Annotated in this window: 22 protein-coding genes and 1 riboswitch; of the genes, 16 read left to right on the plus strand and 6 right to left on the minus strand. The window is 45.2% G+C overall.

Translation table 11 applies throughout. The annotated features are described in order from the left end of the window. Window positions 1-28: 28 nt before the first annotated feature. Together AMS66_RS11555 and AMS66_RS11560 are read right to left on the minus strand one after the other, a co-directional pair. Window positions 29-1,780, minus strand: a complete 1,752-nt coding sequence (locus AMS66_RS11555; RefSeq protein WP_053780924.1) for an alpha-glycosidase — start codon at window positions 1,778-1,780, stop codon at window positions 29-31. Window positions 1,781-2,023: 243 nt separating this feature from the next. After that, window positions 2,024-3,199 (minus strand): M20 family metallopeptidase, encoded by a 1,176-nt coding sequence (locus AMS66_RS11560; protein WP_053781046.1) that lies wholly within the window; start codon window positions 3,197-3,199, stop codon window positions 2,024-2,026. Window positions 3,200-3,381: 182 nt separating this feature from the next. Here AMS66_RS11560 and AMS66_RS11565 point away from each other — a divergent pair, with 182 nt between their 5' ends. From AMS66_RS11565 to AMS66_RS11575, 3 genes are all read left to right on the plus strand, one after another. Further along, a complete protein-coding gene (locus tag AMS66_RS11565; RefSeq protein WP_082350650.1) occupies window positions 3,382-4,845 on the plus strand; it encodes an ABC transporter substrate-binding protein/permease in 1,464 nt (487 codons plus the stop codon). Continuing rightward, complete coding sequence (locus tag AMS66_RS11570; protein WP_053780925.1) at window positions 4,832-5,554, plus strand: amino acid ABC transporter ATP-binding protein; 723 nt, start codon at window positions 4,832-4,834, stop codon at window positions 5,552-5,554. Before AMS66_RS11565 ends, AMS66_RS11570 begins: the two co-directional genes overlap by 14 nt. 277 nt (window positions 5,555-5,831) lie before the next feature. Then, window positions 5,832-6,028, plus strand: a riboswitch (cyclic di-AMP (ydaO/yuaA leader). A gap of 2 nt (window positions 6,029-6,030) precedes the next feature. Beyond that, window positions 6,031-6,696 carry a 3D domain-containing protein gene (locus AMS66_RS11575; protein WP_053780926.1) on the plus strand — a complete coding sequence of 222 codons (666 nt, stop codon included), beginning with the start codon at window positions 6,031-6,033 and terminating at the stop codon, window positions 6,694-6,696. A 151-nt stretch (window positions 6,697-6,847) separates the two neighbouring features. On the opposite strand, the gene AMS66_RS11580 is transcribed toward AMS66_RS11575, so the two are convergent. Beyond that, window positions 6,848-7,636, minus strand: coding sequence for a polysaccharide deacetylase family protein (locus tag AMS66_RS11580; protein ID WP_053780927.1), 789 nt, complete (start codon window positions 7,634-7,636; stop codon window positions 6,848-6,850). Window positions 7,637-7,791: 155 nt separating this feature from the next. Here AMS66_RS11580 and lpdD point away from each other — a divergent pair, with 155 nt between their 5' ends. The 5 genes from lpdD (at window position 7,792) to AMS66_RS11605 (ending at window position 10,722) form a co-directional block, all read left to right on the plus strand. Further along, entirely contained in the window at window positions 7,792-8,136 is a 345-nt protein-coding gene (gene lpdD, locus AMS66_RS11585) for a prenylated flavin chaperone LpdD (RefSeq protein ID WP_053780928.1), read from the plus strand. A 129-nt stretch (window positions 8,137-8,265) separates the two neighbouring features. Beyond that, the gene (locus AMS66_RS11590; protein ID WP_024634017.1) at window positions 8,266-8,937 is read left to right on the plus strand and encodes a PspA/IM30 family protein; all 672 of its coding nucleotides are present in this window, start codon (window positions 8,266-8,268) and stop codon (window positions 8,935-8,937) included. Between the two features lie 95 nt (window positions 8,938-9,032). Beyond that, window positions 9,033-9,434, plus strand: coding sequence for a DUF350 domain-containing protein (locus AMS66_RS11595; RefSeq protein ID WP_063562809.1), 402 nt, complete (start codon window positions 9,033-9,035; stop codon window positions 9,432-9,434). Window positions 9,435-9,457: 23 nt separating this feature from the next. Further along, window positions 9,458-9,964, plus strand: a complete 507-nt coding sequence (locus AMS66_RS11600; RefSeq protein ID WP_053780930.1) for a DUF4178 domain-containing protein — start codon at window positions 9,458-9,460, stop codon at window positions 9,962-9,964. 11 nt (window positions 9,965-9,975) lie between these two features. Beyond that, the gene (locus AMS66_RS11605) at window positions 9,976-10,722 is read left to right on the plus strand and encodes a DUF4247 domain-containing protein (protein ID WP_053780931.1); all 747 of its coding nucleotides are present in this window, start codon (window positions 9,976-9,978) and stop codon (window positions 10,720-10,722) included. Window positions 10,723-10,835: 113 nt separating this feature from the next. Here AMS66_RS11605 and AMS66_RS31710 read toward each other — a convergent pair whose 3' ends face one another. After that, on the minus strand, window positions 10,836-11,126 hold the full coding sequence (locus AMS66_RS31710; RefSeq protein WP_082350651.1) for a restriction endonuclease: 291 nt from the start codon (window positions 11,124-11,126) through the stop codon (window positions 10,836-10,838). 171 nt (window positions 11,127-11,297) lie between these two features. Here AMS66_RS31710 and AMS66_RS11610 point away from each other — a divergent pair, with 171 nt between their 5' ends. Then, window positions 11,298-12,566, plus strand: a complete 1,269-nt coding sequence (locus AMS66_RS11610; RefSeq protein ID WP_053781048.1) for a molybdopterin molybdotransferase MoeA — start codon at window positions 11,298-11,300, stop codon at window positions 12,564-12,566. A gap of 7 nt (window positions 12,567-12,573) precedes the next feature. Beyond that, a complete protein-coding gene (mobB, locus tag AMS66_RS11615) occupies window positions 12,574-13,116 on the plus strand; it encodes a molybdopterin-guanine dinucleotide biosynthesis protein B (protein ID WP_053780932.1) in 543 nt (180 codons plus the stop codon). A gap of 186 nt (window positions 13,117-13,302) precedes the next feature. Here the strand turns inward: mobB and xerS are convergent, their stop codons facing one another. Continuing rightward, window positions 13,303-14,391, minus strand: coding sequence for a tyrosine recombinase XerS (gene xerS / locus AMS66_RS11620; protein WP_269084540.1), 1,089 nt, complete (start codon window positions 14,389-14,391; stop codon window positions 13,303-13,305). A 175-nt stretch (window positions 14,392-14,566) separates the two neighbouring features. Here xerS and AMS66_RS11625 point away from each other — a divergent pair, with 175 nt between their 5' ends. After that, window positions 14,567-15,055: a GNAT family N-acetyltransferase gene (locus AMS66_RS11625; protein WP_053780934.1), complete on the plus strand. Its 489-nt coding sequence runs from the start codon at window positions 14,567-14,569 to the stop codon at window positions 15,053-15,055. A gap of 151 nt (window positions 15,056-15,206) precedes the next feature. Next, window positions 15,207-16,100: an aldo/keto reductase gene (locus AMS66_RS11630; protein WP_053780935.1), complete on the plus strand. Its 894-nt coding sequence runs from the start codon at window positions 15,207-15,209 to the stop codon at window positions 16,098-16,100. A 594-nt stretch (window positions 16,101-16,694) separates the two neighbouring features. Here the strand turns inward: AMS66_RS11630 and AMS66_RS11635 are convergent. Continuing rightward, window positions 16,695-17,573, minus strand: coding sequence for an aminoglycoside phosphotransferase family protein (locus tag AMS66_RS11635; protein WP_053780936.1), 879 nt, complete (start codon window positions 17,571-17,573; stop codon window positions 16,695-16,697). A gap of 350 nt (window positions 17,574-17,923) precedes the next feature. Between AMS66_RS11635 and AMS66_RS11640 the strand changes: the two genes are divergently transcribed. The 4 genes from AMS66_RS11640 to AMS66_RS11655 are packed head-to-tail and all read left to right on the plus strand — an operon-like array spanning window position 17,924 to window position 21,853. After that, on the plus strand, window positions 17,924-18,199 hold the full coding sequence (locus AMS66_RS11640; RefSeq protein ID WP_053780937.1) for a phosphopantetheine-binding protein: 276 nt from the start codon (window positions 17,924-17,926) through the stop codon (window positions 18,197-18,199). Further along, window positions 18,186-19,577 carry a hypothetical protein gene (locus AMS66_RS11645; protein ID WP_053780938.1) on the plus strand — a complete coding sequence of 464 codons (1,392 nt, stop codon included), beginning with the start codon at window positions 18,186-18,188 and terminating at the stop codon, window positions 19,575-19,577. The genes AMS66_RS11640 and AMS66_RS11645 overlap by 14 nt, the downstream gene beginning before the upstream one ends. A 22-nt stretch (window positions 19,578-19,599) precedes the next feature. Then, on the plus strand, window positions 19,600-20,706 hold the full coding sequence (locus AMS66_RS11650) for a hypothetical protein (protein WP_053780939.1): 1,107 nt from the start codon (window positions 19,600-19,602) through the stop codon (window positions 20,704-20,706). After that, window positions 20,678-21,853: a radical SAM protein gene (locus tag AMS66_RS11655; protein ID WP_053780940.1), complete on the plus strand. Its 1,176-nt coding sequence runs from the start codon at window positions 20,678-20,680 to the stop codon at window positions 21,851-21,853. Before AMS66_RS11650 ends, AMS66_RS11655 begins: the two co-directional genes overlap by 29 nt. Window positions 21,854-21,886: the final 33 nt, after the last annotated feature.

Here is a 21,886-nt window from a genome sequence, read left to right on the forward strand (position 1 = left end):
CCAATACTCCAGGAGTTTTTTGGCATCATTAGCTATGTTCCAATTGTCTATATAAAATACGGTATCCGTAAGGATCAAGTTTAATATTCATGATCCCATTAGCGGGAACAACATCTTCTTCAGTTAAGGCATCCTTCCAGTCTTTGGTTTCCATCGGATGTGACAGGGTTCGTTCTTGCGGAGTATTATTCATCCACACCGTAAAGTGGAGAGTATCATCCATACGTTCATAAATGATGCATGGATCATTATGATCGGCCTTCAGAAAACGAAAGCGACCTTTTCGCAAGGCTTCATTACTTTTTCGCAAGTCAATCATCAGGCGATAAAAATCATAAAGCTCCTGATCTTGCTTGGTTGGATTCCATTGCATACATTTACGACAATCCGGATCACCTTCCCCACTTATACCAACTTCATCCCCATAGAATATACAAGGGGTACCAATGTAGGTGAAAAGAAACACAACCGACAATTTCAATCTGCGTTTATCTTCTCCGGCCCGAGTAAGAAGACGTGGGGTGTCATGACTGCACAGCATGTTGAAGATGACTTCATTGGTTTGTTGCGGGTAACGCATAATGAGTGATCCCATCTCGTTAGCGAAGTTATAACCATCCATAGAACCGCAGAAGAATTCAAGCACTTTGTCCGCAAAAGGGTAGTTCATCACGGAATCAAATTGATCTCCCATAAGCCAAGTAAGGGAATCACTCCATACTTCGCCTACAATATAGGCCTCCGGATTGGCGGTTTTGACCACTTTGCGGAAATCTCGCCAGAAGTGATTATCGACTTCATTGGCTACATCCAGACGCCAACCATCCAGTTTAATTTTCTTGATCCAGTATTCAGCGACATCGAGCAAGTACGCTTTGACTTCGGGATTGGCAGTATTGAACTTGGGCATATTGCCGTAAAATCCAAATGTATCGTAGGTAGGAATTCCATCCTTTATCTGCACAGGATATTCATTGATATGAAACCAGTCTGCATATTTGGAATTCTTTCCGTTCTTCAGTACATCCTGAAAAGGAGGGAAGTTCTCGCTGCAATGGTTGAAAACTGCGTCGAGCATGACCCGAATTCCACGGCGATGGCATTGTTCTGCCAATTTCTTGAGCAATTCGTTGTCTCCGAAATGGGGGTCCACTTTTTTATAATCAACGGTATCGTATTTATGGTAGGAGTTAGCTTGAAATAGAGGAGTAAAGTAGATGGCGTTAACACCGAGTTTAGTCAGATCGTCCAGATGATTGAGTACACCTTGCAGGTCTCCGCCGAAGTAGTTATCCAGTTCAGGTCGGCCACCCCATTCCTGGGTTCCTTCCGGGTTCAGATCGGGATTTCCATTGGCAAACCTTTCCGTCATGATTTGATAGAATACGGCTTCTTTGGCCCATTCGGGAACTTTAAATACATCAATTTCATGGATGTAGGAAAATTCATAATATCCTCCGGTAGCATACGGGAGAGTATAATGAATTCCGTTATCAGCCAGATAAATATTTTCGGTACCCGCGGTAATACGGAAGATGTAAGTCAGACGTTTGAATTTAGGCTTAACTGCAGTTTCCCAGTAATCAAACATATTGTCGGAAGCGGCTTTCTCCAATTGAATTTCCTTATAGGTTCCATTCCAATCGTATTTATCACCAGTCAGTGCAGTCACATATTGTACATCGTCTCTCTTCGTTCGTACACGCAGGTGAATCGTCGAGGGATTATAAGCATAAGCCCATTTATCGCGGGGAACGTGATACATCGCTTCGAGCAGCATGACAACACCTCCTGAACTCAAGATAAAGTTATAGCTATAAATAACCAAGTTAGACAGCATGTGAACCATAAGTTCAGCCGCTAAATGTAATAATTTCAACAATTTTCAACGTTTTCTTTTCACAGCATTTCCAGCTTTTGTCCGTATATACGTATTAATGATAAACAAAAAGGGCGCTCCTTAAGACCTAAATGCAGGTCCTGAAGAACACCCTAGGTTAATATACAGCAGTTTACGTAAAACTTAGCGACTTGCTTGCTTAAACTCTGTTTGAATGGTTTGCAGCAGCTCAGGCTGTGTAAGAACATCATAAGCAGTTGCAGCAATTGCCTTGGCTCCAAGGATCATACCATCCAGGGCCCGTTCCTGAAGCGCCAGATCACGGAATTCAATGGAATGAAGCGTATGAACTTCGTCCACCACACGAATATAAGGGTGGATCGCAGGACAACGCAAGGATACGTTACCGATATCCATGGAACCATGGTCGTTGCCACTCACGATCTCCTCTTGAGAAATACCGAGTTCAAGCAGATTAGCACTAAAAGCAGCAGATAACGATTCATTCGTGACCATCTCATCATAAGAAGTCTCATAATTGGATGTAACCAGCCGGCAACCGGTTTGCAGAGCAGAACCTTCCGCGATCTGAATTACGCGTTGAGTGAGAATGTCCAATTCTTTTCTTGTCGAAGCACGTACATAGAATTGGGCTGAAGCATAATCAGGAATGATGTTAGCTGCCTGTCCTCCGCTATTGATAACCCCGTGGATACGAACCGTACTTTTCACTTGTTGACGGAACGCATTAATGCCATTAAACGTCTGGATCACCGCATCCAGGGCATTGATGCCTTCATGTGGACTTGCAGCAGCATGTGAAGATTTCCCATGGAATTCAAATTGTACAGCATCAATAGCCAGGGAACTGCCAGATTTCTCATAGGCATAATAAGGGTGCGCCATCAGTGCAATATCACAGTCATCAAATAACCCTGCTTCAGCCATAGGCACTTTAGCGCCACGTGTTTCTTCCGCTGGTGTACCGAACACTTTCAATGTTCCACCCACTTCATCCAGTACGGATTTCAAACCTACTGCAGCCCCGAGGCTCATCATGCAGATCAGATGGTGCCCACAAGCATGACCGATTTCCGGTAGTGCGTCGTATTCACATAACAGGGCAATGGTCGGACCTGGCTTGGATGCCGCATACGTACCGATGAATGCAGTGTCCAAGCCAAGAACAGGAGCTTCTACGGAAAAACCATGATAGACAAGCTCTTCCTTTAACCGAGCAGAGGCGAGGTATTCTTCGTTACCAAGTTCGGGATTGGCACCAATGTATGATGAAATCTCCTTAAAACGGGAAGCATATTGATCAATAACAGTTAGAATTTGTGTTTTGGTATGTGTCATGGTGGACTCCTTAAGCAAAAATGAAAATAATTCAATAATTATATCATACTTGCGGTTATTTTTCAGAAACGGGCTGTAATCGAATCCTGTCGAAATGCATTGCATAATCATGCATTCTACTTTATAATGACTCAGGCATCAACAACAGAAAGCATACAAAGTATTATAAGGGGAGAACAGGGTTGAAATTGATTAGTCGTTACACCATGATGCTGCTAGCTTTTGTGGTCTTGCTAACTACGGTTGCACCTGTTGCGTCGGCAACAGGAACTACAGGCAATTCAGGCAGTAAAAAGCTGGTGCTCGGTACAAGTGCCGATTTTGCACCATATGAATTCCATAAAGTAATTGATGGTAAAGACCAAATTGTCGGATTTGATATTTCGATTGCTAAAGAAATTGCTGCCGATCTTGGTGCAGAGCTTGTAATAGAGGATATGGGTTTTGACGGACTTCTTCCTGCGTTGCAGAGTGGTCGTGTGGATATGGTCATCTCGGGAATGACACCAACGGATGATCGTAAACAAAGCATTGACTTCTCCAATACCTATTATAAATCGAAGCAAGTCATCATGATTCGCAATGCGGATAAAGATAAATATCCAACCATGGCTGATCTGGAAAATGAAAAAATTGGTGTCCAAAAAGGCTCCATTCAGGAAACGATTGGCCAGGGAATTCCAGGCGCAAAACTGATCGCACTTGATAAAATATCCGACATCGTGCTGCAATTGCAGACCAATCGTGTAAATGCTGCGATCGTCGAAGATACGGTAGCTGTCGGTTATTTGGATGATGCTATTGGACTAGCTCCGGCTATTCCGGCTGAAGAACAGGCCGAAGCGGCAGTCGGGATTCGTAAGGGCAATACGGAATTGCTGAACGCAGTGAACGGAACGCTCGAACGTCTGAAAAGCGAAAATAAAATCGAGCAGTTGGTTACCGAAGCAAGCCAGTTGATGGCAGACAAGGTGAACAAAAGCCAAAACATTTTCCAAGTGTTCTGGCAGTACAAAAGCTTTTATGCAACAGGTGTAGGTTACACTCTCTTACTGTCTGCACTCGGTGTAATATTCGGGGTAATTATCGGTTTGATCATCTGTCTGTTCCGTCTGCATGACATCTCAATTCTGCGTTGGATTGGAACAGCTTACGTTGAAGTTATTCGTGGTACACCAATGCTGGTTCAGTTGATGATTATCTATTACGGACTTGCTTTGACACTTGGTATTAATTTTACGCCGCTTCAGGCGGGGATTATCACACTATCCATTAATAGTGGTGCCTATCTTGCAGAGATTTTCCGCGCAGGTATACAGGGTGTGGATCGCGGCCAACTGGAAGCAGCTCGTTCCTTGGGGATGGGCAGAGGTGCGGCAATGCGCTTCATTGTGCTGCCACAAGCGTTCAAAGCGGTGTTGCCGGCGATCGGTAATGAATTCGTGACAATTATCAAGGAATCCTCCATTATCTCGGTTATCGGTATGGTGGACATTATGTACCAGGCAAGTGTGGTCAAAAATATTACGTATCAAGGAATGAATCCATTCCTGATTGCGGCAGCCATCTACTTTGTGCTGACGTTCATTTTGTCCAAGCTGCTGGGTCGACTGGAAAGGAAGTTGAGTGCAAGTGATAGACGTTAGACAATTACACAAATCATATGGAAGCAACGATGTGCTTAAGGGAATCAACGTAACAATAGGCAAAGGCGAGGTTGTCGTGGTCATCGGTCCGTCCGGATCGGGAAAAAGTACCTTTTTACGTTGTCTGAACCTACTGGAGCAGCCTACTTCCGGCGAGATTGACTTCGAGGGAGTTTCGATCACTGACCCCAAACATAACATTAATGCGACTCGTGAAAAAATGGGGATGGTATTCCAGCATTTCAATCTGTTTCCACACAAAACGGTGCAGCAGAACATTACGATCGCTCCCATTAAAGTGAAAAAACAGTCTACCAACGAAGCGGAACAAATCTGCGCAGATTTGCTCAAAACGGTTGGCTTGTCCGAGAAAAAAGACGCCTATCCTAACCAGCTGTCCGGAGGACAGAAACAACGGATAGCCATTGCAAGAGCTCTCGCGATGCAGCCGCATGTCATGCTGTTTGACGAGCCTACTTCTGCACTGGACCCTGAAATGGTCGGTGAGGTATTGGATGTCATGAAGCGCCTTGCAGTAGGCGGTATGACCATGGTTATTGTGACTCATGAGATGGGCTTTGCCCGTGAAGTCGGTGACCGGATTTTGTTTATGGATGGCGGAGTTATCGTTGAAGAAGGAACACCGGATGAAGTGTTTGGTCAACCCAAACATGCTCGTACACGTGACTTCCTCGCTAAAGTGCTCTAATACATCCAACATTAATGATGAAGATAAAATACAAAATATGTACTGCGGATGAGAATTTCATCCCCTCATACATCCCTGTCGACGACTCGTTGGCAGGGATTATTTTGTTATGTGAGGATACGCACGGATTTACATAAAAAGTAACGTTTCTGTCATCAACGATTTAACCTCAAATAGACATTTTTTTGAAAAAAACCGCTTAAATTCAGCCTAAAGTTTGAAGTGAGTTAGCCAGATGGTAACATTTACTACGACTCTTGGTTACAAAATTGTGATATATTTGTTCCTGCCGAAACTTCCGGAGCTGGAAGTGTGGGGGATGTAACGATGCAAGGTGTGCTTGGGGAAGATTGGTTGGCACACTGCTTGGGGTGAATTAGGGCTACATAAATAATTAATGTAATTGAACCTATAGGGTGGTTTCCTCCATCCGAATCCGACAACTAACTTCGCAGGCATAATGAGGGAGGAAGACCATGATTAACAAGAAACGTATAGCCAAAACAGTAACAGCTTTGCTGACAGCAGCAATGCTCATCCAGGCCGTTCCGGCTCATGCTGATTCAGTTCATATGGCCAAAGAGGGGGATACCTTCTACACCTTATCCAAACAATATGGAGTTGGACTAAACGCACTTATTAAAGCCAACAATGACATTTCAGCTTACAACATTTATGGTGGACTGAAAATTACGATTCCTGGTAAAACGAACACAGCTTCTGCTGCAGCAGCAAAAACAGAGGCCAAAACGGTGACTGCCGCAAGTCTTGACGTAAATGCGGATAGCAAGGTGGTACAGGCCTGGGGGAAAACATTTGATTACAGCAAGGCTGTCGACGTGAAAGCAACAGCATACTCCGCGGATGCTTCCGAAAATGGAGGATGGGGTGCTGTAGATTACTTCGGTAATCCGCTCGAATTGGGCACGATCGCAGTAGACCCTAGTATCATTCCATTGGGTACAAAAGTACTGGTGACAGGTCATACACATCCAGGACTGCCCAAACAGGCATTTGTAGCTACGGCCCGAGATGTGGGTGGTGCCATCAAAGGACATAAGATCGATATCTATATTCCTGGCAGCAAGCAATCCGTGAGCACATTTGGTATTCAGGATGTTGAACTTTACATTTTGAAATAAAATCAAAAGAGTAGCTGCACATGAGCATGTGAGACTACAACTGAACCTACATTAAACCTACATTAAACCGTAAAGGTGTCCTTCATTCACAATAATGTGATTGAAGGACACCCTTTTGAATATCCGACTTCAGGGATCTTGACATCTTGACCTATTTACCCTTTGGCAGTTCCAGCATTTCGTCCAAAGTCACCAGCTCGTACCCGCGATTTCGCAATTCCTCGATAACTTCAGGCAACGCCTCGATGGTACCACTCAGCTTCGATCCGACACCGCCTCCTGCATGCTGCAGAACAATGGAACCTGGTTTAACGGCCGACAGGATGTTTTGTTTGACTTCCTCTTTGGAGAGGCCCTTCCAGTCCAGAGAATCGACGTTCCAGTTCACAATGCTGTAATGTTGTTTGGCTGCCCATTGCAGCTGTTGCTCGTTAATGTCGCCATAGGGTGGACGAATCATTTTGGGCGTGTAACCCGCCAGATTACGAATAATATCCCCTGTATGTAAGATTTGTTTGCGAAATGCATTCATGGACAGCTTACTGAACTCCGGGTGATTGTAGCTGTGATTGCCAACAATATGCCCTTCCTTCACCATGCGTTTCACCAAATCCGGATGTTTCTCAGCGCGATGTCCCACAATGAAAAACGTAGCCCGTACCTTGTATTTTTTCAAAATATCCAGTACCTGCGGGGTGAACCGCGGATCAGGTACATCATCAAAAGTCAGAGCGACCTTTTTTGTTGAGGGGCCATTGGTTTTAAACGTATCTGCATATTTCTGTCTGAGCTGTCCCAGTGTCAGCTGTTCCTCTTCGGAAGAATCGGACTTCGCAGCTGGTTCGGTTTGCGGGCTTGAAGAAGCCCATAACTGAGCTGGGCCGTAACTACCTCCCAGAAGAATGACCATGATGGATAACATGATGAGGCGTATACGCATGTTAGTGCCTCCTTTTCCCAAATTGCGTTCTCTTTGGTATGCCCGCGGCTTTCCGTATTTATGCATGATGTGAGATGTTTCATTGCTGATTCATTAAATTGAAGCCATAATTCCACCATATATATTACATATAAAAAAAGGACAGGTGGAGCAGGATGAGTGCATACAACTTAAATTCCGTTCGTTTACAGGTGATTGAGGCAGGAGAAGACAAGGTATTTATGGTAACTGGAGGAAGATCACATATTGGGGCGGTAGCGACATTTTATCCGGACCGTGAACGGGTGAGCGGGGCTACGGTTCATATTCCGGGGCATAAAGAACAGGAGCTGTGTGAAAGACTTGCACGTAAGGCTGCCCTGCATTTAAAGGTAACCGTGACCGTGATTATGGGGATTCATTTTGATGCCATTACACGGATGCAGATTGATGAGATTGTGCAGACTGCAGAGAAGCTGCTAGATGAAGAGCTCTACCAAACCGGGCGACTGATTCAATAGTTTCATATAGGCTATGTAGGCTTAAATCGTTTTTCAAGATTTTTTTTGTTAAAATTGAAACGAGTAGAAGATTGCCACGTATGTATGATTATATACAAGGATGAACTATCGACTAGGAGGAATACCATAATGTCTATTTTCAAACGATTGCGCGATTTAACGATGTCTAACATTAATTCCATTATTGACAAGGCAGAAGATCCGATCAAGATGACGGATCAATATATCCGGGATATGCAGGAAGATCTCGAAGATGCGGAGAAAGCTGTTGCTGCACAGATTGCCATTGAGAAGAAATTCAAGCAGCTGTTCGAAGAACAGGAAGCTCTCGTGAAGAAACGTGAAGAGCAAGCACATACAGCTGCGCGTGCACAGAATATGGATCTTGCCCGTCGGGCACTGGAAGAGAAGAAGGTCGCTGAAGAGAAGATGGCCGAGTACAAAACGAGCTATGATCAAAATAAGGCTTCTGCCGATAACCTTCGTGGCAAGCTGGACGAAATGCGCAAACAATTGACCCAGATGAAAAATAAACGTGAAACATTGGTTGCGCGCTACAACGCGGCAAAAGCTCAAACCGAAATCAACAAAGCACTGAACGGATTTGGCTCCGATACTGCAAGTGCAGGCATGAAGCGGATGGAAGAAAAAATGATGCAGATGGAAGCTCAGGCTGAAGCCAGCAATGAAATGTCGTCCAAAGGGAAATCGCTGGATGATGAGTTTGAGAAGCTGGGTAAGGATCAGGCTGTTGAGGATGAACTGGCAGCGTTGATGAAGCAATACGAAAATAAGAATTAAACCTTGTATGCAAGCAGGGGCACCAGCGGAGGAGAGACCAGCGTTTCTCCTTCGCTTTTAATTGCGGTTCATGTTGAGATGTGGGGGCTATGGAAATGGATTTAAACATTTTGGCAATGCTGGTCTGGACGTTATCGGGTTCGGTTTTGCTGTTTGTCTTGATGTATGTGGATTCTTTGTTCACGAAGTATAAGGATTTTGCCGAAGTGAAGGCCGGCAATATGGCTGTTACGACACGTATGGTAATGAAGCTGTTTGCTCAAGGTTATGTACTTGCTACCTCCATTTCGACAGCGGGTCATCTTGGAGAAGCGTTGTTGGTATCCGTAGTTTCATTTATCATTTTGCTGATTCTGGAGAGTGTGGTTCACTTTATGATTCGGAGATGGGCCAACCTGGATCTGGATACGGGAATACAGCAGGGCAAGACAGGATACGGTTTGTTTTCGGGTGCACTTCATATCGTGGGCGCATTAATTATTGCAGCTTGTTTATAAGATAAAGAACAGGAGTAATGGGCATGAGTGTGTGGAAACGGATTAAAGGGATCATAGCCAAACCTGAACCGCCTCAGGCAGAGAAAACAATGCTTCAACTGGCACCTGGTGATATCTGTGAGGTTTCGCTGGTTACTTATGAAGTTGTTGGGCGGGTACATCATAGAGCGCGGAATGCAGCTGTCCTTACGTTGCAGGATGGTACGGCAATCCGACATTTGCATATAGAAGAACGGGAAATGACCCGGTATGCCCTATATACACCTATTGATGGCCGTCTTGATGCACCGGATGAGGTGCCTACGTTGCTGGATCTGGATGGACGTGCGTATCATCTGGAGGAAGAATACGGAGGAATGGTAACCACTGCAGGCAGGACACCCTATGGTCAGGCTGGGGAACAATTAGTATGGCAATATCAGTCTGATGATAACATGCTTTTGCGTGTGGAGTGGCAAGACAGAAGATTTACGCTGTATGAGGGAGAGTCCATTCTTCCTGCGGATATCAAAGTGATTCGTTCGAGCTAGGAGAGGTTCCAATGAAAAAGCGCTTGGCACATGGATTAAAATTAATGCTGGTCCTCAGCCTTGTGATGTCGCTGCTGTCCGCGTGCGGAGCACCTTCCGTTCAGGACACTTATCCGCTTGAATCGGTCAGCGGCAGTGGTAATACGACATCCTATGTGTACCGAGCTGCTGATCGTACTGTTCCAGAGGTTGCTCAGGAATTATCTGAACAGCGGAAGCCGGATCAGATCTCGGCGGAAAATACAGAGCGGATGTTCCTGGTGTATCAGGACCAGTATTATCATTTGCAGCAAGACCCGAATAAAGCGGAAGACACCTTGGTTGAGGTGGACTCCAAGGAATATGTTCGCCAGAATTATGATTCTTCATTTTTGCAAGGGTACTTAACCGCAACATTAATCGGTAATTTGTTTGATTCTTTTGGGGGTAGTGGGTCCGGTAAGTATCGCGGGTATACGAACAAGGACACGTACAAACCGAGTGAAGGCTCCTATCGGACACCGACGAGTAGTGATAAAAAGGTTGCTCCGCCAATTACCGTTGACCGAAAAGGATCGATTACCCGTCGTGGCAGTGATAAGGATTCGAGCGTAGGCTCCGGTGGAGGATTATTCAGCAGAAATAAGGAACAAAGCAAAGGCACAATTGATCGTAATAAAAGCAGTGGTGGCCTTGGAGGATTGTTTGATTCACCAAAGAGCTCTTATAAAAAGCCCAAAACGAGGGTTGGAGGCGGCCGAATCATGAGGCGTAGGTAGCACTACTCATGAGCGGCGGTCCGCAATATTAATTATTCGCAGAAGAACAGTGAAAAGGTAAGGTGGAGCAAGCTCTGCCACTGAAAATTACCTTGGCAGCTGTTCTTTTTGTTTTAGGATTTGCGGACATGATGGGACTTTCGCACACGAGGTATGGTTGTAGCCGGTTGTTTACGAATCCATCGGATATAAGGAGCGATGCGCTCATCTTGCCTCAGTGCCTGCACGTCAGTTAAACCGTAGGTTATTATATCGCGATTGGTATATAGAGAATGAATTTGTTTATGGCAAGGGATACAGAGATTGGCCGTAGGCATGTGCGTTCCGCCCATTTCTTTGGGTGTCAGGTGATGGGCGGTTGTCTCGACAGGTTCCCTGCCACATAATTCGCATCGTTGATTCATAAAGGGTCAGCTCCTTTTCTCGTACATATTATGGGCTGTCGATTTGTCTTTCATGTGGATCGTAATGGGGGAGTACTTGTCACAACCTGGCTTTCGGGCTACACTTTCTATAACGATCAAATGTCCTAGGGGGTTCGAACACCATTGAAAATAAATTCTCATTCAACTGATATGACAACTGCGAAATTTATCCGTACGGCGATTCAGGTACCGGATGCACAGGCGAAAGTTGCGGCTCATGTCAGCTCAGGTTCAATTGAAAAAGTAACACTTGAGCAAGCACATAGTCGAACGCTTGCTGACACAATTCATGCTCCCCATCCTTACCCTTTCTTTCGTCGTTCTGGAATGGATGGGTTCGCAATTCTAAGTTCGGATACGATTGGAGCATCCAGCGAGCAGCAGATTTGGCTCCGTGTCATTGATGAAATTCCATGCGGGTACACATCGGATCAACCGATTACATCCGGTACAGCTTCTCGGATCATGACAGGAGCTCAGGTACCTGAAGGTGCAGATGCTGTTGTTATGATGGAGATGACTGAAAGCAAAGAAGAGCATGGGGAACAATGGATTGCCCTGAAGCGCCATATTCAGCCGGACGCCAACATTACGCCAATTGGATTGGAAGTTCATGAGGGACAATTACTGCTTGAAGCGGGGACCATCATTCAGGCAGGCGAACAATCCGTGCTGGCAACATTCGGTGTAGGCCAAGTGCCTGTATACAAGCGACCGAAGGTAGCCATTTTTGCAACTGGTACAGAATTGTTGGAAGTGGACGAGCCGTTGCAGCCAGGCCGTATTCGTAACAGTAACAGTTATATGCTTCGTTCTCTGGTAGTTGAAGCGGGGGGCGAGCCTGTTATGTATGGTTCGATCGCTGATGATGTGGATACCGCACGTACGAAGCTTGCAGAAGCGCTTGAACATAATGATATGGTGGTCACAACAGGTGGAGTATCCGTAGGAGATTATGATATTATGGGTGACCTGGTTCGGGAAGGAAATATGGAGATGCTGTTTAACAAAGTAACCATGCGTCCCGGCAGTGTTACAACGGCTGCTGTGGTCAATGACAAGCTGCTATTTGCGCTTTCTGGCAATCCGGGGGCTTGTTTTGTCGGCTTTGAGTTGTTTGTTCGGCCAACGATTCGTACGATGCAGGCCGATGCTCATCCATATCTGGAAGAATGGACAGCCACATTGGATAATGACTATACAAAGGTCAACAATTTTACACGATTTGTACGCGGACGAACTGAAATACGTAACGGAATGGTGTATGCTAAACCTTCCGCTTCGCGTGTAGACGAATCCAGTGTCATGATTACCATTAAAGATAGCGATTGCCTGATCGTTGTTCCACCCGAGAAAAAAGGCATTCCTGCTGGTGAACAGGTTCGAATTCTCAGACTTCCCACGGGTCATGTCAGGTAGGTCGTTCATGGCTGAAATAAGCAGTACTTCACCACATATCGTGCAGATTGTTGGATATAAAAACACAGGCAAAAGTACCTTAATTACTGCCCTTACCCGGTACCTTACCTCTACTGGACGAAGAGTGGCTGTAATTAAACATGATGGACATGACCATTTTGAGATGGATCACGAAGGAACAGATTCCTACAGCTTTGCTCAGGCAGGGGCCGATGCAGTTGTTGTCATGTCGGAGAAACGTACTGCACTCATTGAAAGACAAGCGACCCCGTTGGAAGACATGCTAACCTATCTGTCTGCGTATGACTGGATTCTTATTGAGGGATACAAACAAGCGGCTTATCCCAAATTGGTCATGGTCCGTGAAGAGAAAGACCTTTCTCTGGTCAAGACGTTACAGGATGTAATCGGGATTATCTCATGGCTAACGCATGACAAGATAGAGTATGTGGGGGGAAAAGAGGGCCTCGTTTGGCATTCTGTTCATGAGACAGAACATATAGCAAGATGGCTGGTCTCGCTTGAGCGTCATGAAGAGAAAAAAATATGACGAAATTATTATTATGTAAACTAAATGATAAAAAAATGATATGAAATGTGACGAAACGATTGTACTTATTTTAATAATGCGAATGAATTAATAAAAAGTGATCCTTGCCAGGATATTCTCCTGGAAGAATCGCTTTTTACGTTACCTTGTAATGAATCGATTTCATGCTCGAACTGTAAAAATAGGCTACATATCATCAGTGCGACGTTCAATTGCTTCAGACATCGTTTTATCCGTGAGGTGCGCGTAAATTTCGGTTGTTTCCGTCGAAGCGTGTCCAAGCTGTTCCTTCGTTTTATAGATATCATTTTGCAAATAATAGTCAGTCGCAAAAGAATGGCGCAATTTATGCACAGTCAGGTACGGTTTGCCGAATTGTTTGGCATACTTCATAATCATGGCCTGTATGGCCCGTTTGGTCATCCGACTTCCTTCGGAATCTCCATTGCGAAGAGCGATAAACAACCCTTTTTCCCGTTTGGGTGTACGGTAACGTGACTGGCGCAGATTGATATAGGTTGCGAGTTCATCCTTGGCTTGTTCTCTAAAATACACGGGCGTTTTAAATGTCTCATCATTATTACCTTTGCGATATACATACAGCAGCTTATTGTTCAGATCCAAATCATCCACGTTCAGGTTCACCACTTCAGACACGCGCAAACCCGAATTCAGAATAAGGCTGGCAATGCAGGCATCCCGTTCTTTGTTTAGCTCATGCGAGTAAATAGCCTGTTTGTTCTTTTCCATATCCACGGCATATCCTTCAAGGATGTATCCGATAAATTCCAATAGTTCTTCTTCTTCCAGAAGTTTACCCTTTAATTTCGCTGCTGTATCTTTGGGTTTATGGGTACGTTTGATCTCAATCTTCGCCATAATGTTTCGTTTCAGCAGTGGGTAGAAATCTTCGTCTTCCGCAATCTGACTTAAGTAATGAAAGAGCGAACGCAGGGAAGAAAGCTTGCGGGAGACTGTGATTCTGGAGTTGGCTCCTTCACGTTTGGTGGCTAGAAATAATCGATAAGATGTTACTGATTCCATCCGAAGTACTTCCAGTTCAGTCAATGTAATTTCCTTATTAGAGTTTGCCTCGGATAATCCTTCTGCGCGCAACCAGCCAAAGAAGGCTTCATAGTCCCTTAAATATTCAAGCAGAGTAGAAGGAGATAAATCGGGTAATTTATAGTCAATGAATTGCTGAACAAACCAGGGCATGGAAGGCAGTTTGTCATCCAGCTTGCGTCGGTCAATCTCTTTTTGCACATTGGTCAAGTTCGGCACCCCCATGTTAAAATAATTTCTAAAATATGCTATATCCCAGTGTACCATATTTATATCGTCACAGCCTGTTCACGGAACCGGAAGAACACAGATCTATGCTTCCTTGCCCTTGTGGCTGTAAAGCTTTAAAGTATGACTTATAAGTAGAGCAGAGGAGGTGAACCGGATGAATATGAAAATAGAGCTGGTTCCCCGGGAACGCAGTCAGGTGATTCGGCACTTAATGCAATTTTATCTGTATGACTTTACCAAATATTTGAATATTGATGTAGATAGCAACGGTATTTTCCCGGAATACCCAGGATTGGATGCATTCTGGTCTGAGGAAGACCGCAAGTTTCCTTTTTTGATTACAAGTGATGAGGCACCAGCCGGGTTTGCATTGGTAGAGCGTTGTGAACCAGACGGCAAAGATAATGACTACTATTTGACCGAGTTTTTTGTAATGCAGAAATACCGGCGTAGTGGAGTGGGTACCCGGGCAGCGTATGAGCTGTTTGAACGTTTTCCAGGAAGGTGGAAAGTAACCCAGGTACGCAACAATGTTATTGCACAGGCATTCTGGCGAAAAATCATAGGAGAATATACGGGAGGCCGTTTTCGTGAGAAATTTCATCCGGAACTAGGGAACCCGAGTCAGTTCTTTGTAACCTGATTCAACCGATGAAACCCGTATTCGAGGGAATAAGTAAGTTGAAAAAGTGGGTGTAATACCCAACATAAGGGTAATACATACCGAAAGATAATTTGTACTATATATACTTTCATTATCTGTACCAATTCACGAAGCTCGGAGGAGATTATCCATGGAACTGCGTAATTACGGAAACACTGGCATGAAAGTAAGTACACTTGGGTTTGGCGGAGCGGAGATTGGCAAGAACGTATCCAAAGCAGATGTAGAAACATTGCTTAACAGTGCGTTGGATGCAGGGTTAAACGTTATTGATACGGCTGAATGTTATGGTGATAGCGAAGAGTTAATTGGAGATGTGCTTTCACATCGCAGGGACGATTATTATTTGTTTACTAAATGTGGACACGCTGCTGGTGTAGATGGTCCAGATTGGGATGCCAAAGTATTAGAGCAAACGATTGATCGTAGCCTTAAAAGACTAAAAACGGAATATGTTGATGTAATCCACCTTCATAGTTGCTCTGAAAAAGTACTTCGGCAAGGAGCGGTCATTGAAGTGTTACAGCGAGCCAAGGAAGCTGGAAAAACAAGATTTATTGGATATAGTGGCGATACGATGGATGCCCTTTATGCGATTCAGACAGGCGTGTTCGACAGCTTGGAAACATCGCTGAACATTGCGGATCAGGAAGCCATCGAACTGACGTTACCTGAGGCGAGAAAAAGAAATATGGGTGTTATTGCCAAACGCCCCATCGCCAATGCGGCATGGATGTATGACTCGCTTCCGGAAGAAGCATATCCATTTATATACTGGAAACGTTTGGGCGAACTTGGTTATGGTTTTTTGGGCGAAGATGCACAAGCAGCAGTTGAAACCGCATTACGTTTTACGCTCAGTACTGAAGGGGTCGACACGGCAATTGTAGGTACAGCCAAACCGAACCGTTGGCAGCAAAATGCCGATCTTGTCGCCAAAGGAGCTCTAAGTAAGGAATTATATGATGAGATCAGGGAACGGTGGAAAGAAATTGCGGGAGCTGACTGGACTGGACGAACTTGATCCATTCAGCAAGAAAAATAGATTGAGATTATGCCAAAGTCGCCTCAAAGGCGACTATTTTATTGGAAACAACCTTATATTTTCATTATATGAAAAATTCACAATAGAGAAACATACTGGTTATGTCCACGTGGAGAGCATGCTAACTTCAGATTTTGCTCCACGATTAAGGGGAATTTACTTATGTAGCTTCAAATGTCAATTCGGCGTATATTCACACAAGCTATTCATCTAATTTCATTATATGAAAAATTCACAATAGTGAAATCAATTTGCTCTCCCCACTTCATACCTGCATTTCCACTACGTCATCGCCCCAGCTCGTTATAACGAACTGCTTTATCCTCAGCTTAATGTCAACACTCATCTGTAATTAAGATGGAAGAGTTTCAAGGATAACTAGCTAAATAATAGTGATAAAGGACTCCTCAGATAAGTATAGAAAAGTCGGATAAGTACAGAAAGTAAGCCTTACGCGGGGCTTTACGCCCCGCGTAAGGCTGGGGGTCCATATTTGGGTCGGATGATTAGAAGCTGGGTATTCTTCTGGTTCACATATAACTGTAATATCAGTTAATTAAGAGGATCATAAGCTTATAGCAATTTGTAGTCACGAATAATGACATCTATTACATGCTTTCCCCAATTTGAGGCTTCCGAGCCTCGTTCATTCCCAGCGTAGGAGATGAGTGCTTTCCACAAAGCCCAACCACGTGCACGATGAACCGTATCCTGGTCAAAATTCATGCAGCTTAGGAATATTTCACGACTTACATCATCAAAAAAGTTCCAAGCCATCACAAGATCGCTTGAAGGATCGCCCACGCCCATAGTTCCAAAATCAATGACTCCGCATAGTCGTCCCTCTTGTACAAGCAGATTACCCACAGCAACGTCACCATGCAGCCATAACGGTGCCGATTGATATCTCGTTGCAAGGGCAAGCTCCCATATTTCAGTCATGAGTTTTTGATCGTATTGGCCCGATAACTTCTCAATGACGGTCCTTGTATCTGTATCGTAAACGGATAAGTTCCCTCCGCGATGAAAGTTTTGAATGCCTGCTGGTATGCCGTGGCTTGCATCAATGGCTTCCAATTCTCTCAGAAATCTAGCGAGGTCTTCGGCAAATGCACCTGGATCGAGTACGTTGGTAGGCGAGACGGTCTCGCCCTCGATCCATCGATTGATGGACCATGGAAGGGGGTATTCGTTCGAAGGTTCACCTTGTGCAATGGGAGCTGGAATAGGCAAGGACAGGAGAGGCTTGAAAACAGGAAGCCACTTCAGTTCTTTTTCTACAGCAGAGGCGTAACGTTCGTGACTCGGTAAACGAATCGTCATCTCGTCTCCCAATCGATAAGTTCGGTTATCGTGCCCGCTTTTTTGTACGGGTGTTATCGCTAAGCCTTTCCACTTCGGAAATTGACTATCAATTAATTGACGAACTCGTTCAATCGTAATTTCAATCATGCCCTCGCCTCGTTTTCTATAAAATGGATGGCAGTAACCGTTAGTACATAAATTTTAACAATTTGTCTTGATCTTATCAAAGGGAGAAAATCGTCTAAAATGAAATGAGGAGTACTGACACTGGGAATCCGCCAAAATAGCGGTTTTTTAGTTGCTAGAAGCCTTTTTATGAGTGCAAAATCATAGGTTTTTATCCCTTGACATAAAATGTCATTATAAAGATAATAATTGTAACTTTGGAAGAGGGAGGAGAAAACAAAACCCAAACCAGGTTTGTTTTGAATGGTATATGTAAGCGTATTAATTTCGGTTGTACCCTCACACAATTATCACTTTAAAGGAGTGTAGTCATGTACGATCAAATCGTAGATATTTTGTGCGCTATCAAAGTAGACCAACCGGAATTACGCCAATCACTGTCCCCAGCAACCGAACTGAATAATGATATTGGTCTCGATTCTCTGCAAATGATCCAGTTTATGCTCAAAGTCGAGGATCAGTTAAACGTAATTATTGACTATGACGAATTCGAATATGAACATCTCCAGTCGATCGACACATTTATGACATTTCTAAAAAACTGCCAGTCTCAAGAGCAATCATTGTACGAAGATGTCCAGAAGTGAGGCAGCGGTGATTCCGACGATCGTTATGGGGACATTTGATCCAGAAACGCGATGGAGGGATCTGGATTTAGCAAAGTTACCCGCTATGCCTGACAAGGACCGGGAATCCATTGTCCTATGTATGGACGAGCTGTTATTTCCATTTTGCGGGCAAGCCGATATCCTTTACACCCGCTGCAAAATCGACCCAACGCTGTACGAGTATCTGAACGGATTAGGTTTTTCCTTTCGTACCCGTTATCACTTTGATTTGAATGATGAGGAGAGGTCCCTACCTGAACCTGACGTTTTCAAGCAGTGCATGTTCAGTCTCGCTTCAGACGGTCAACAGCGTGAAGAGATATTGAGCCACAACGTAAAACATCTCTCTCCTTATGCGATTACTGCTGATACGGAGGAGTACCTGCATGCGGCCGGGTCGTTGTGTTCTTTGCCGAACCTTGAGACAGTTAAGCGTGTAAACTCCAAATTCTACTCCAACCGACTCCTGACCAGAATCGGAGAGAAGTGCTATGGCACGGAAGTGAACAGCGCACTAGAAGTGCAGGCTGTCGGAAATACGCTGCTGAAGCGAGGGCCGTATTTGCTGAAAGATCCATTCGGTGTTTCCGGCAAGGGCAACATGCTCATTGAAAATGAAGCCATGCAACGAAGGATAGTAGAGCACCTGGAAAAGCAGGAGAGAAGAGGATTGCGCTCGCAATTCCTGCTGGAACCACTGCTCAGGAAAGAGACCGATTTCAGCTCACATTGGTTCATTCGAGAGAGCGGTGAGACCAATTTCATATCCGTTCAGCGGATGCTGAATCAGCAGCAGAATTACGGCGGGTCTATCAGAGCGGATGAGGGTATGATCCTTCTACTGAAGAACGCGGGTTATTTCGATACGATGGAAAAGGCACTTCGGATATTGGTCGAGGACGGATACCACGGTTTCGTTTGCTTCGACTCCATGATTCTGGAGGGCGGAGCTGTCGTACCCATTGTCGAGATTAACGCCCGCAAGTCGATGGGTCTCATTAATGCTTATCTCGATAAAGGCTGGGAAACATACGGCCATACCGGACTGCTTACATTTCTGTCTCTTGGTCTACCTGAAGGCTTCGCGTTCGGAAGGCTGCTGGACGCTTTGCATGTATCCGGTCTTCTATTCATTGGTCAAGGTGCGTACGGAATTGTTCCTATTTCATCTAACACCGTAATGGTAAATGATATTTTGACCTCCAGACGTATATCCGAGGGAATCCAGAGTAATCGGGGCATGCCGAAGGGACGTCTGTATTTCTCGGTGGTGGGCCGTGACGACGAACATCGCAGTGAGCTGATTGTGAGCCTGAGGCAGGTACTCGCCGACTTATCCATTAAAGTGTACAACTAAATTTGGAATGGGGAGGCTGCGCATGAATTCATCTCCGGTAACCCTGCTTGCGTCGGGCAATTCGCTTGGCGCATACATTCCGGCTATGCATCTGCACACGTACCTGCAAGTTAGAGGTGTTAGAACAGAAGTTCACGTTCTGGAGAACCTGTATCATGAAGAAATTAGGCGCAAGATTCATTCCACCAAAAAAGCATTTCATGCCGATTTCTCCGTTGCTCTTATGGGGCATAAAATTGCCAAGCCTGTTGATTCCTCTCTGAATGAGGCGGAAGTCCAGCTACTGTTGGATACCTGGATACGTGACGGTGTGTCCCGCTTTGCTGTGTTTACCGGTTTTTGGCTCCCGATCCTGGAGCGCTACAAAACCATGGCGCAGACTCCACTGGATATTCAACTGATCCGGTTGGATGCGTGCGATACGCCATCGTTTAAGGTACACAAGTCCTTGTATCCTGACTACAATAACGTCTGGCTTTACGAACCTTCGAGGTTATCTCCGGACGGCTATATTGCCTCAGATGACATGGAACTCCTGCCTTATGCGCAGCGAGCCGGACGCATTCTGATCCATGGCGGCGGCTGGGGGATCGGGACGTACGCGGGAACGATTTCAGAGCTTCGTCAACTCGGTTACCCGTTGGATGTGATCGTGTACGATCCTTCCGAGGTGGAGGAGGACGATGGGAGCACATGCTACTTCGGAACAGATGCTTCATGGAACCCGTGGGACTGGAATGCCCAAGGGAAGCATTCGTTTCCGCCAATGAACCGATATGTGCGTGAAGATGGCATTCTCCGGGCCATTCCGCTCCGAGATTACTCCGTTTACACGGACCTGATGCGTAATTGCGCTGCAATGATCAGCAAGCCAGGAGGAGCGTCACTGAACGACTCGCTTTCTTACGGAATTCCTTTTGTCATGTTGGAGCCGTTCGGCGAGCATGAGCTTCAGAATTCAAACTATTGGGAGTCTTGCGGTTTCGGTATCCGATTTGCGGAATGGAAAGCCCTAGATTACTCAGAACAACATTTGGAGGAAATGTACAGACGTTTGTTGGAACAGCGATCAAAAATCATCCATTTGGGGAGGAAAACTCATGCAACCGAAAACAGCAGTTACGTTTGACCAGCTGACATTTCAAAATATGAAAAGAACCCTTGTTCCGCTGGCGGAAACGGGAAGGAAGCGCCGGGAAGACCCCACGTATGCAGCACCCGTGCCTTATGAGATCGGAATCAAGCTTAATAATGGCTGTAACCTGCGCTGCAAGCATTGTTTTGAATGGAATCCAGACGGGTTCCATCACGGCTTTGCCAGTGAAGTGAAGCGAGACGAAATTGAGATTCCAGTCGTGGAGAAACTGTTGGCCGAAACGAGAGAACGCAAATCGCGTGTGTTCCTGTGGGGCGGAGAACCGCTATTCTATTCCAAGTTCGATGAACTGGCAGAACTGCTGGCTAAGGAAGACCGGCACACGACTATTTGTACGAACGCGATTCTCATTGAACAAAAGCTGGATTCCATTTTGAAAATGTCAAAGAATCTGGTCATGCTGGTCAGCTTGGAAGGCTTCGAGAAGGAGAATGACGCGATCCGGGGCAAAGGCACGTTCAAAAAAGTGATTCACGCCATACAGCTGCTGTTGGATTTGCAAAAGCAGGGCTTGTACAAAGGTAAAGTGTCCGTAGCTCTGACCGTAAATGACCAGATGGTCGATCAGCTTTATAGCTTGATGGAATACTTTGAAGAGTTGGGCGTTGATTCCGTTTACTTCTGCTTCCCATGGTACATCCCTTCCGATACTGCGGAAAAAATGGACACCTATTTTGATGCCCACTTTCCGCACCTTGCCTCCCGCTTTGCGAGCGACCACAAGAACAGCTGGCACTCTTTCACGTTCCACATCTCGCCCGACCGTTTCGACACGCTGATTGAGGAGTTTAAACGAGTTAATTCACGTGTGTGGAATGTACGTATCCGCTATCAGCCAGCGCTGGAGCCCGAAGAGGTAGAAGGTTTTATTCGGGGGAGCGAAAAGCCAGCCATGAATCGGACCAAGTGCTTCTCGATCTCGAATCGGATGGACGTGATGCCAGACGGAAAGGTCAATCCATGCAAATTCTTTCCTGAATTCAGTGTCGGTAATTTATACGAAGAAAGTGTGGCAGATATTTTCCATGGTGAGGATCTGCGAAAACAGCGCGAAATTCTGGCCTGTGGTCTGACACCGATTTGCTCGAAATGTGTGCTTCTGTATAACAACGGAGTTTAATCGCTTTAACTTTAAGCCGCCCAATAAGGGAAA

Source organism: Paenibacillus xylanivorans (genome assembly GCF_001280595.1).
Classification (GTDB): Bacteria; Bacillota; Bacilli; order Paenibacillales; family Paenibacillaceae; genus Paenibacillus; species Paenibacillus xylanivorans.

Bases quoted from the DNA above. Each gene is read 5' to 3' on its own strand.
- AMS66_RS11555 (WP_053780924.1), bottom strand. From the start codon at position 1,780: ATGCTGCTCGAAGCGATGTATCACGTTCCCCGCGATAAATGGGCTTAT.
- AMS66_RS11560 (WP_053781046.1), bottom strand. From the start codon at position 3,199: ATGACACATACCAAAACACAAATTCTAACTGTTATTGATCAATATGCT.
- AMS66_RS11575 (WP_053780926.1), top strand. From the start codon at position 6,031: ATGATTAACAAGAAACGTATAGCCAAAACAGTAACAGCTTTGCTGACA.
- AMS66_RS11580 (WP_053780927.1), bottom strand. From the start codon at position 7,636: ATGCGTATACGCCTCATCATGTTATCCATCATGGTCATTCTTCTGGGA.
- lpdD (WP_053780928.1), top strand. From the start codon at position 7,792: ATGAGTGCATACAACTTAAATTCCGTTCGTTTACAGGTGATTGAGGCA.
- AMS66_RS11590 (WP_024634017.1), top strand. From the start codon at position 8,266: ATGTCTATTTTCAAACGATTGCGCGATTTAACGATGTCTAACATTAAT.
- AMS66_RS11595 (WP_063562809.1), top strand. From the start codon at position 9,033: ATGGATTTAAACATTTTGGCAATGCTGGTCTGGACGTTATCGGGTTCG.
- AMS66_RS11600 (WP_053780930.1), top strand. From the start codon at position 9,458: ATGAGTGTGTGGAAACGGATTAAAGGGATCATAGCCAAACCTGAACCG.
- AMS66_RS11605 (WP_053780931.1), top strand. From the start codon at position 9,976: ATGAAAAAGCGCTTGGCACATGGATTAAAATTAATGCTGGTCCTCAGC.
- AMS66_RS31710 (WP_082350651.1), bottom strand. From the start codon at position 11,126: ATGAATCAACGATGCGAATTATGTGGCAGGGAACCTGTCGAGACAACC.
- AMS66_RS11610 (WP_053781048.1), top strand. From the start codon at position 11,298: ATGACAACTGCGAAATTTATCCGTACGGCGATTCAGGTACCGGATGCA.
- mobB (WP_053780932.1), top strand. From the start codon at position 12,574: ATGGCTGAAATAAGCAGTACTTCACCACATATCGTGCAGATTGTTGGA.
- AMS66_RS11625 (WP_053780934.1), top strand. From the start codon at position 14,567: ATGAATATGAAAATAGAGCTGGTTCCCCGGGAACGCAGTCAGGTGATT.
- AMS66_RS11630 (WP_053780935.1), top strand. From the start codon at position 15,207: ATGGAACTGCGTAATTACGGAAACACTGGCATGAAAGTAAGTACACTT.
- AMS66_RS11635 (WP_053780936.1), bottom strand. From the start codon at position 17,573: ATGATTGAAATTACGATTGAACGAGTTCGTCAATTAATTGATAGTCAA.
- AMS66_RS11640 (WP_053780937.1), top strand. From the start codon at position 17,924: ATGTACGATCAAATCGTAGATATTTTGTGCGCTATCAAAGTAGACCAA.
- AMS66_RS11645 (WP_053780938.1), top strand. From the start codon at position 18,186: ATGTCCAGAAGTGAGGCAGCGGTGATTCCGACGATCGTTATGGGGACA.
- AMS66_RS11650 (WP_053780939.1), top strand. From the start codon at position 19,600: ATGAATTCATCTCCGGTAACCCTGCTTGCGTCGGGCAATTCGCTTGGC.
- AMS66_RS11655 (WP_053780940.1), top strand. From the start codon at position 20,678: ATGCAACCGAAAACAGCAGTTACGTTTGACCAGCTGACATTTCAAAAT.